This is a genomic window from Candidatus Arsenophonus phytopathogenicus, assembly GCF_056113345.1.
In genome coordinates, this window is record NZ_JBUIOB010000003.1 from 1 (window position 1) to 2,469 (window position 2,469).

The following is a 2,469-nucleotide window of genomic DNA, read 5'->3' on the forward strand; positions in this document are numbered from 1 at the left end:
CCCCCGCACTTCTATCAGGTTGTCATTCTCTTCCTGTGCTTTCTGACTATCTCGCCGGTCTTCCACCTGCTCACTTTCCCGTCTCTCTTTCCAGTGCATTTATGCCCCTTTTTAATCAATAAAAAAAGCGGCATAACAGGCCGCTTTCTTAATACCTTCCAGTACGCTTAATTCTTAACCCCGGTGATTACCCAAAAATCAGAGGTCAGTTTTTTATTTAGCATATAGTCATACGATAAATAGAAATTTCCATCTTCGCCCACATCACTACCCCATGAATTACGAATTTTAAACAGTCTTGTTTCATCATCATAACCTATACAAAGTGCGCCGTGTCTTCCTCGTCTTCTTTCTCCTTCGGAAGGAAGTGGTATTTCCACCGGTAAAGGTCTCTGGTTCATCCAGCTATTATAAACCTTGAAACTAAATACAAATGGATAACCACTCGCTAACACACTCTGCAAATGGCATAATTGCGGATTAATACGATAATATTCAGTAATTGTATATTTTTCAGCGTCCTCATAACAGGCATCTGAAGGGCGCCTCCTAGCACGAGAAAATTCAGGAAATTCTTTTGTTTTTTGATCTGCCGTCGGTGAATCATAGGGCCACATCTCTTCCGGACAAACGCCTAGCTTATGAAGTGATTTTAGTCCGTCACGCATACGTATTACCCCGTCATACTTTCGCATACATTTCATGAACTGAGAATTATAACGAATGAACAATCTTGACGGTATAAAATCGGGGATTTTATGATTTCTTCTTCGTTCAAATTGTACAGCGGCTGCCCAATATATTCGGACCACATGCCATTATCTGACCCTGATCATAGGCAGGAAAATCCGGCGTGATGTCGACTTCAGAAGGTAATGATGACAAAACCGTAGGATCTGGAGAGTAAATTTTATCCCTAATATCGAATAAATCAGGCTCACAGCCAAAATAAAATTTCATAAGCACCATAATCTCCTTTACCTTATTGATAAAAACAAAAAAGGCCGCCTGAGCGACCTCTTAAAAAATAGAATGACGAGCGGTGTCGTCTCCTTTACCTAAAACAAAGCAACAACCACTTAACTCTTCACATTCCTCAGCTTGTTATTATTAAAACACGCTAATACTCAGCCCCACTCTGATGATTTACTTTTAAAATCAATTTAAGTTACGAAAGTGATACTTTTTATTTTTCATCGCTGGAATATAACCAAAATCCAGAATGTCAACTAAGTATGTATTTGTACCAGACAATTCAATTCGAACAGTAGGCGCTAAAGTGCCACCAATACGAAAATTATTACTTTTTGGGATAGGTATGGAATCAATAAATGACTGAACGAATCCGTCCTGCGAAACGTAGTGGCTGTATGTCTGAAAAGGTTGTGAAGAGGGATTTCCTAAAACCAAACCTGAAGCATTTAGTGGAACATATGGACCAGTTAATGAGGAACTAACAAAACCGTATAAACCATCAGGGCCCAAAAGTCCTTCAGCAAAAGTATATTCGTGGCTAATAGTAAACAGATAGTAAAGATTATTTTTAAACACAAAATGCGGCCGCTCAGTCTGATCATTAACACCGACTGCAGTCAACAAAGGAGTTAATAATTTCCATTTATCAGTATATTCATCAACACATTCAGCGATACCAACGCAACCTGTCTGGAATTTAGCACCTCCTGGTACTCCATAACCTGGCGGCAAATGACCTTCTTCTTCTTCTTCTATCTTGTGTTCCCCACGCCCACCAGGTCTATTCCCCTCAAACAGCATATATTTCCTCCCGTTTTTTGGATCTCTAAACACCCAGGGATCACGAAATGCCCAATAGATATTTTGCGATTTATTTTGATAAATAATACCATCTGCTTCAAGTAAAACTGTAAATTTATTAAAACCCTCAAACCATACTTGATTCTCATCACAATAAATTTTGCCACGAGTTTTAACTATTTGTGAATTATCACCCACAGCTGTATAATAAACTTCTATATTATTTTTTGATGTTAATAAGCAACAGCCCGCCCATTCTAAAGTTGTTAACGATTTAGAAAATAAATAACCTCCATATTTCCAAGATATACCATCACGTGAATAACTAAAACTAATACGAGCTTCATTATGTCGCTCATTCCAATATTCTAAAGGATCATCAACTCGGCTAAAACTCAACGGTGCTGTCAGTTGAAAAATAACATGCCAGCCATTAAAACTAATTGATTCACCATCAAGGGTACATAACGACCACGTATCCCAAAATACAAAATCATTACTTAATCTGATAAAATTTAACGGTACACAAGGTTGTGTTGTTGTCGGATCATCCCTATTAATTTTTAATGCTTCAGCACGACTCCAGACTGAAGAGTTCATTTTTATATTTTTTTTCATTTCTCTAATATCATCTATTTATAAATTGTAACTATTACCAACATAAAAAAACCAGAAAATAAAAAAAGTCGCCTA

At 37.5% G+C, this 2,469-nt stretch carries 3 protein-coding genes; all 3 read right to left on the reverse strand.

Annotated features, from left to right (window positions below):
• Positions 1–167: 167 nt before the first annotated feature.
• Positions 168–668 carry a C1 family peptidase gene (locus AC01GB_RS00240; RefSeq protein WP_474449715.1) on the reverse strand — a complete coding sequence of 167 codons (501 nt, stop codon included), beginning with the start codon at positions 666–668 and terminating at the stop codon, positions 168–170.
• 106 nt (positions 669–774) lie between these two features.
• Positions 775–969, reverse strand: a complete 195-nt coding sequence (locus AC01GB_RS00245; RefSeq protein WP_474449716.1) for a hypothetical protein — start codon at positions 967–969, stop codon at positions 775–777.
• 189 nt (positions 970–1,158) lie between these two features.
• Complete coding sequence (locus AC01GB_RS00250) at positions 1,159–2,394, reverse strand: glycoside hydrolase family 68 protein (RefSeq protein WP_474449717.1); 1,236 nt, start codon at positions 2,392–2,394, stop codon at positions 1,159–1,161.
• Positions 2,395–2,469: the final 75 nt, after the last annotated feature.